7 protein-coding genes are annotated in these 6,933 nt (G+C 35.2%); all 7 read right to left on the reverse strand.

Features of this window, described 5'->3' with window-relative positions; genetic code table 11:
* Positions 1 to 246: 246 nt before the first annotated feature.
* On the reverse strand, positions 247 to 651 hold the full coding sequence (locus TH606_RS12135; RefSeq protein WP_408033340.1) for a transposase: 405 nt from the start codon (positions 649 to 651) through the stop codon (positions 247 to 249).
* Complete coding sequence (locus TH606_RS11760; RefSeq protein ID WP_197460572.1) at positions 623 to 1,045, reverse strand: IS3 family transposase; 423 nt, start codon at positions 1,043 to 1,045, stop codon at positions 623 to 625. Before TH606_RS11760 ends, TH606_RS12135 begins: the two co-directional genes overlap by 29 nt.
* Positions 1,046 to 1,080: 35 nt before the next feature.
* Positions 1,081 to 1,311, reverse strand: a complete 231-nt coding sequence (locus tag TH606_RS10770) for a transposase (RefSeq protein ID WP_197460573.1) — start codon at positions 1,309 to 1,311, stop codon at positions 1,081 to 1,083.
* Positions 1,312 to 1,505: 194 nt separating this feature from the next.
* The gene (locus TH606_RS10775) at positions 1,506 to 2,873 is read right to left on the reverse strand and encodes a PDDEXK-like family protein (RefSeq protein ID WP_068543942.1); all 1,368 of its coding nucleotides are present in this window, start codon (positions 2,871 to 2,873) and stop codon (positions 1,506 to 1,508) included.
* Between the two features lie 118 nt (positions 2,874 to 2,991).
* Positions 2,992 to 3,903, reverse strand: a complete 912-nt coding sequence (locus TH606_RS10780; RefSeq protein WP_068543945.1) for an FtsZ/tubulin family protein — start codon at positions 3,901 to 3,903, stop codon at positions 2,992 to 2,994.
* A gap of 31 nt (positions 3,904 to 3,934) precedes the next feature.
* Positions 3,935 to 4,672: a metallophosphoesterase gene (locus TH606_RS10785; protein ID WP_068543948.1), complete on the reverse strand. Its 738-nt coding sequence runs from the start codon at positions 4,670 to 4,672 to the stop codon at positions 3,935 to 3,937.
* 136 nt (positions 4,673 to 4,808) lie between these two features.
* Positions 4,809 to 6,869, reverse strand: a complete 2,061-nt coding sequence (locus TH606_RS10790) for an AAA family ATPase (protein ID WP_068543950.1) — start codon at positions 6,867 to 6,869, stop codon at positions 4,809 to 4,811.
* Positions 6,870 to 6,933: the final 64 nt, after the last annotated feature.

A 6,933-nucleotide genomic window follows, 5' to 3' on the forward strand; every position in this document is an offset into this window, starting at 1 on the left:
TTGAATTTTTGAATAATTTGCTTGTAGGAACTATTGTCAAATAACTTTTAAAAACTTTTTGGTAATTTTTTTGAACGTGGATAAATGAAGCTGTCTGAGGTCTCTTCTCTAGCGCTTGCTGAGAGATCTTTATTGTCACTGCGAGGAGCCGGAAGCGACGAAGTGGTCTCATGAGATTGTTTCGACCCTGACGAGGCCTCGCAAGGGGTGGGTGTGGCTGTAATGACCCCCTGGTTTTTGCACAACTCAAGCTGCTATTGCTAGCATATCCGACGGTGCCTGATACTCCAAGGCCTGATGCGGCCTCTCCAAGTTGTAGTACCTAATCCAGCTTGATATCACCTCCCTCGCCTGAGCTAAACTCTCAAATCGATGCTGCCAAATACATTCTTCCTTAAGCGTCCTGATGAATCGTTCCACCAAGCCGTTCTGCTCGGGTGTATAAGGCGTGATGAATTCCTGGCTAAGCCCATAAGCCTTCGCCGTTGCTGTGTACCTCTTCAACGTAAAGACTAAGCCGTTATCGCTTCGAAGCACTAGTTTCCCGGAAACCCGACCCAAACAGCCAAATCGAAAAATCAGGGCCTCCTCCAATGCTGCCTCTGCTGTCGCTGCATTCCCTCTAGAGGCCAACCACCTCCCGCGTGGCACAATCAATCACCACTGCCAGCGTGCACCACCTGTCGCGCCCACACCAGACCATGGTCAAATCCGTGGCCCATCTCTCATTGGGCCGGCTGGCCACCGAAATGAACCCCTTGGCCCGTGGCCGACTACCTTTGCTCCGCTTCCTCACCTGCCAGCCCTTCCTCTGACAAATCCTTTGGACCACCTTGCGATTCCAGCCCAAAACCGCTGCTATTCGCCGGTAACCATAAGTCGGAAACCTCTCAATAACTTCCTTAACCCTGGCCACTTTTTCTTCGTCCAGTGGCTTCTTACGCCCCTTGGGCTGGTAATAAAGCGTCCGCCTTGAAATACCCAGCCAGCAACAGAGTTTCGTCAACGAGACCTTGTGCCCTTCAGCTTCAAGTTCTGCCTGCACCGACTTTACGACGTCTCGTCCAAGTCGAGCAGGCTTTACACTTTTTTTAAGACTTTGATCTCAAGCTGAGCCTCCCCTAAGGCAGCATAAGCCCCTTTAAGTTTAGCTTCATATTGTTCCCGGATGTCCCGGGGACGAGCCCTAAGGCTGTTCTCCATGCCCTTTATGCCCTCATCAACCCAAGATTGGATCTCACTTGGTTTGAGATCGTAGCGTCGGGCGGCTTCAGCCACGGTGGTCTTGCCTTTTAGGATTTCCAAGACCAATTAGGTTTTACGCTTTGCTGTCCAACGTTTGACCTCAGGTTCTGCTGTACTCATTTTTCCCTCCTTGCTGCATTATACCCTGTGCAGTCCTGAAGGGGGTCGCTACAGCCATCGGTCTATAGCCAGATAGCCATTTTATTCGAGGATAGGCTGGGATGAAATTTATACAGTTATATGGACACTCTCTTACACCGTTATATGGACGTTCCCACAAAGTCTGATTTTTGTTTTGCAACAGTCTCTATCAATTTTTTGATTTCTTCATACCATCTATTTTCTATCTCTTCAAGCTTCAACTTATTAAAGATTTTAAAGATAAGTTCAGGATCTTTTTCTTCCTTCCTTATTATCCACCATTTATTTATCCACCATTCATTATCTTGATATTTATATTCCGCATCTTTTTCTTTTATTCTGTGGATTAATACTTCGATTTTACTTTTTAATTTTAAACTTTCATAGTTCAACTCACCCTTTTCTTCAGGACGAGATAATCCTATCTCCCAGTAAAAATTTTCCAAATTTTTAATTTTATTAACTTGAAGAGCATAATTAATTATACTATATGACCCATACTTTTCCCAATCTTTATGATAAATCCACAAGCACAACAAATCTTCTCCTTTTTCTATTTGTCCTTCTATATCGTGATAATTTTGTTTTAATTTTTCTAAAACTTTATTAAAAATTTCTTCAAATCTTTTTCTTGTAAGCGCAGGAAAATTTTGATAAATTTCATAAAGGAGTTTAACCTTATCTTTGTTATCTTCAGAAGTCAATAACCAATTTTTCAAACTTTCAACAAACATATTCTCTCCTCCCTCATTTTTAAATTTTTTCAAAATCCAGTTTATAAAATCTTCTATAATTATTTTTATTTTTTCTGCTTGCGAGTTTTCTTTACATAATATCAACCAATTTACTAAAAATGTTGTATAAGACAAATTTAAAAATTTTCCTTCAGCTTGAAGATTAAATATTTTTTCTTTATTAATAGTTACTGGCTCTCTATCTTCAGCAAGATAGATAAATATAAAATCTACTATCTCTCCTTTATTTTTAAGTTTTTCTAAAAAGTCTATATAATGTTTAATCTGATAATATCCAGTCTCTAAATTCGTTTGTTCTTTAGCCCAAGGTTTGTTTTCAATAGCGATAATTAAAGTATTATTTGGAGAAGAGTAAGGTAATTTAACAATAATATCTATAAATTTTCCTTTATCAGTAGTATATTCCCTTTCTACGCTTAAAAAAAGTAAATAGTCTTCTTTTAAGATTTGCAATACATCCTGTTCAATAGAAACTTTTTTTATTTGAGTTTTAATTTCTTCTAAAAAAAGTTTTAAAAATATTTTTCCCTGTCCATGTTTTCCCGATGGATTTAAAAGTTCAGCAATTATGTTAGAAATCTGACCTTCTGGTAAATTAGAAATTTCTCTATATTTAGTTAAAGTTAAAATTTCAAAAATATTAAATTCAAAAGCTTTTTTTCTAGCCTTTTCTTCTTTCTGTTTTTTTAATTTTTTATATTCAAACAAAAGTTCATCTAATAAATTTTCCATTTTAATCTCCTTATTTTTTATTAGTCATCTTAAGTCATTTTATTCAATTTTAGGCTTTGTATCAAAGTAGCGTAATGGCCACCTATTAACTGTCAAACTCCGGTTAAAATTTTTAATGCTACTGAGAGCAGTATAAAGTAATACGTAATTTATCACCAATATAGCTATCAAATATTACACCAAATACAATATATGCTTCATGAACCATATCTTCAAGATATCCTATAATGAATTCAACTTCATCCATAGTAATACTATCTTTACGTGCTGTAACATTCAAAACTATCCCCTTTGTATTAGAAATAATAGGAATATTACAGGACAAATCTATTAATGCTTTCTGTAACGCTATTTTAGCTCTATTTTTTCCTATTTCTTCTCCTATACCTAAAAAAGCTATTTTTCTATTACTGCTTAAAGCCTTCCTAATATCTGCAAGATCTACAGATATATAATAATCTTCCGCACAAATTAAGTCCCAAATTCCATATATAGCTAAACAGAAAATATCATCAACATTATAATTGACTGTGTGTTTTATTTTTTTAGAAGTGTGGTTTGCTTGATTCCAGAATATTGGAATGATAACATCAATTTTCTCACAAAGATCGGAAAAATATTTTTGATTAACTAATATAGACATTTCGTTTTTGGAGCAACTATTAGTGGCTAATAAAGCTATAATAAAAACATTTAATTCCTCAAGAAGTTCTGCTATTATATAGATAAGTTCTACTTCAGATTTAATGTTTGTGTCTGCTAAAATAAATACTATATTGGCTTCTAAAAATTCTTTTATGAGCTCATCTCTTCCTAAAAGCATTTCTTTTGTCTTTTTATTATTAGTATTCAGTTTTTTAAAACAAATCTTATTCAAATTGTCTTGAGATTTTATACTATAATAGTTATAATTAGGTATCAAAAAACTTGTATCTTTTAACTTTCTTGGAAGCATTTTTTTTATTGCGTCCACTCCTGTCTTACCTAAAGCTAAAATTTTAGTTTTGACTCTAAAATTATTATAACTCATATTTTGTCTCCTAATTTTCTAATAAAATTATTTAAACCTGAACCTTTAATAGTTCGTAATCTCCAAGTTCATCAATAACTAATGCAATAATTGTATTATCATCTGCACAAATATTGATTTTATTTGAATTGACTTTTATTTTACGATCAACATGACCATAAACTAAAAAAATATTTTCGGGTAAGTTTATCTTTTTAAATCCTGTAATATCAAGAGTTATAAAACTTAGACGTTCTTGGTAGTCAAGAGGCAATCCATTAAGTACTTTTTGCCAAGCATTTTGACTTCCCCCCGCATGAGAAAAAAGAAAAGTTCTTGAGCCAAATTGTTTCACATAAAACAACTGATTTTGAGGTTCAGGCCAAAGATGTTTAATATAATAAAAAATTTTTTTAGTTTTCTGCCAGGCTTGATGTATCAAATATTCTGCCAGTTGTTCTTTATAAATTGAAATAGGTTTTTCAAAAATGGATCTTAAAGTATTAAATCCGCCATTACGTATCCATTCTTTTCCTGCATTAATATCTTTGTTAAGCAAATAATTAAGCATCATATATTCATGATTTCCCAAAAGAATCGTTATATTTTTATCTTTCTTTTGTTCAATAATTATATCTAAAACTTCTTTAACATCACTTCCTCTATCGATTAGATCCCCAAGATAAATAAAATGATTAACTAGAGGATAATTTTTTTCAATTTCATAAAGAATTTCATCAAAAATATCTAGATTCCCATGAATATCAGAAAGTACAACTGTTATGCTCATAATGATTTCTCCAGAAAAATTTTTAATTGGTTGTAATAAAACTCTTTTTTAATGTTACTCCGTATGACTGACACTATTATGTCAGTAAAATTTTTTCGGAAATTAATTTTAAGGAAAAAGTAAACAAATCTTGTTTTTAGGCTCTGGTATCTGAAATAAATCCTATGCCCCCTTTCTTAAAAGATTTAGGATTAAAGAGAGCCTCTTCTTTCAATGCCTCTAAAAAATCTTCAGGTTTTAGGCTGTCACTAAAAAGTTTCAATTTTCGGTAAACTGTGGCGAAGTTTCCTGGAGTTAGTCGCAGGCGAGAAAGCTTTTCATGGTGTTTTTCTTTAGCCTTATTCCCCAATAAGGCCACAAAAAGTTTCCAGCTTTGATCCGGACGAAGGTAGTCAAACTTTACCTTCAGGTCAAAACGTCTCATTACCCCTTCATCAAGGCGATCTATAAAATTCGTAGCACAGATGAAAAGCCCCTCAAAAGTTTCCATTTGTGTAAGAAGCTCATTCACCATGGTCACTTCCCAAAAATAATGGGCCTCTTTTCTAGCTTGAAGAAAACTATCAGCCTCATCAAGGAAAAGAACGACCTTGTCTTTACGAGCCTCCTTAAACATTCTGGCGATGTTAATTTCGGTCTCTCCTACATAAGGAGAGATGAGATCTGAAGCCCGCTTTAAAACAAGTTCTCGGTCAAGATGTTTGGCTATTTGACGAGCAAGTTCAGTTTTTCCAGTACCTGGAGGACCGTAAAAGAGGAATCTTCCCTTTCCAATACGACTGACCGCCTCAAAAAGAAGTTTCGCTTCAGGTTTAATGTGCAGTGCCTCTGGCAAGAAAGGCAAACCCGTTTCTTTTCTTAAAATAAATATTTCCGAAACTCCCATAACTTTCAGATATGAGGTTATTAGGGATTCTAAAACCTTCTTCTTTACGTATCGTAGCACTTTGGCAGCTTTTGCGATTACTGCTGGGGAAAGGTGAGGTAGCTCGGCAGCTTTTCGTAGCCAATCATCGGAAACAGGAAGATTATCTAGGTGTTTTTTGAGGACTCGCAAACGCGCAGTGCGGGGCAGATAGTCCAGGTGCACCACTACATCAAACCGCCTGAGATAAGCCTGGTCTATATGGTTTATTCTGTTGCATATCCATATGGTTGGAACTACATTTTCTTCAATCAAATGATTAAGCCAGGCTTTACTTAATGCATCACCCCTTCTATCCGCGTAAAAAAAAGACATAGGTCGCGAGGAAGAATTTAAGATGTCATCTACCTCATCGAAAAGTAGGACTACCCTGTCTCTTCTTTCAAGGAGAAATTGGGCTAATCGGTAAGCCGAAAACCGTTCATCTTCCCCAAAAGGTTTCCCTTCTTTCGTGCAAAACCCCACCTCGTAAAGAATAGCTCTAGATTCCCGAGCCACTAGCCGCGCTAATTCTGTCTTCCCTGTACCTGGAGGACCATAGAACAGAATGTTAGCGCCTCGTTCCTGCCTTTCAAGCACGGCTTTGAGGTAAGTTGTTATAAGATGAAATTCTTCAAGATAAGAAAAATCTTCAGGAGAAAGGGTAGCTGGTGCAGATTTTTTTATATAACTTTTAAACATATCTTCTGGGTTTTTGTGAAAAAGGAAAAACTGGTCTGCTAAACCTTCAATAGTTCCAAACTTTTCTCCAATTTCTGAAGAGTCGTGACGACAAATTTTTATCAATCCTGTTTTAAAAAGTGTAGACTCATAAGAAAGCAATTTAGAAATTTCTTGCTTCTCCGAATCAAATATCACCGAAAACACTTCTATACAGTCAGACATATCCAGATCACCCAAGCATCCAAGAAATGAATTAAAAAGATATGAAGTGCGAACAGTGAGGACAAAAGCCAAAAATTGTTTTTCTAGCTCATTTAGACCAAAAATTTTTTGAATAGCATTCAAGTTTTTTAGAAAATTAGGTTCTATTTGCCAGGCTTTCTTTCTGAAATCAGGAAAGTTTCTTTTAATAAGATTCAAAAGATTGGGTTTATTAATGATGGAAGTATCATTTCCGTTTTTTTCACTTTCAAAGATAGAACTTGATCTTTTTCCAAAAGTTGCTTTCAGAAATTTTATGTTTTTTTCTGTGCAATAATAAGAATCTATATCAAGGTTCAGTATTTCCGGAAAATTGAGAATAACTTTAGCACTCCAATAAAGGATCAAGTTGTAACAGCCATGTTTAATTTCAGGAGAAGAGACGGTAGTATTTCAGTAATTGTGTCCGAAA

Origin of the sequence: Thermodesulfatator autotrophicus (genome assembly GCF_001642325.1) — a bacterium.
In the GTDB taxonomy this organism is placed as follows: domain Bacteria; phylum Desulfobacterota; class Thermodesulfobacteria; order Thermodesulfobacteriales; family Thermodesulfatatoraceae; genus Thermodesulfatator; species Thermodesulfatator autotrophicus.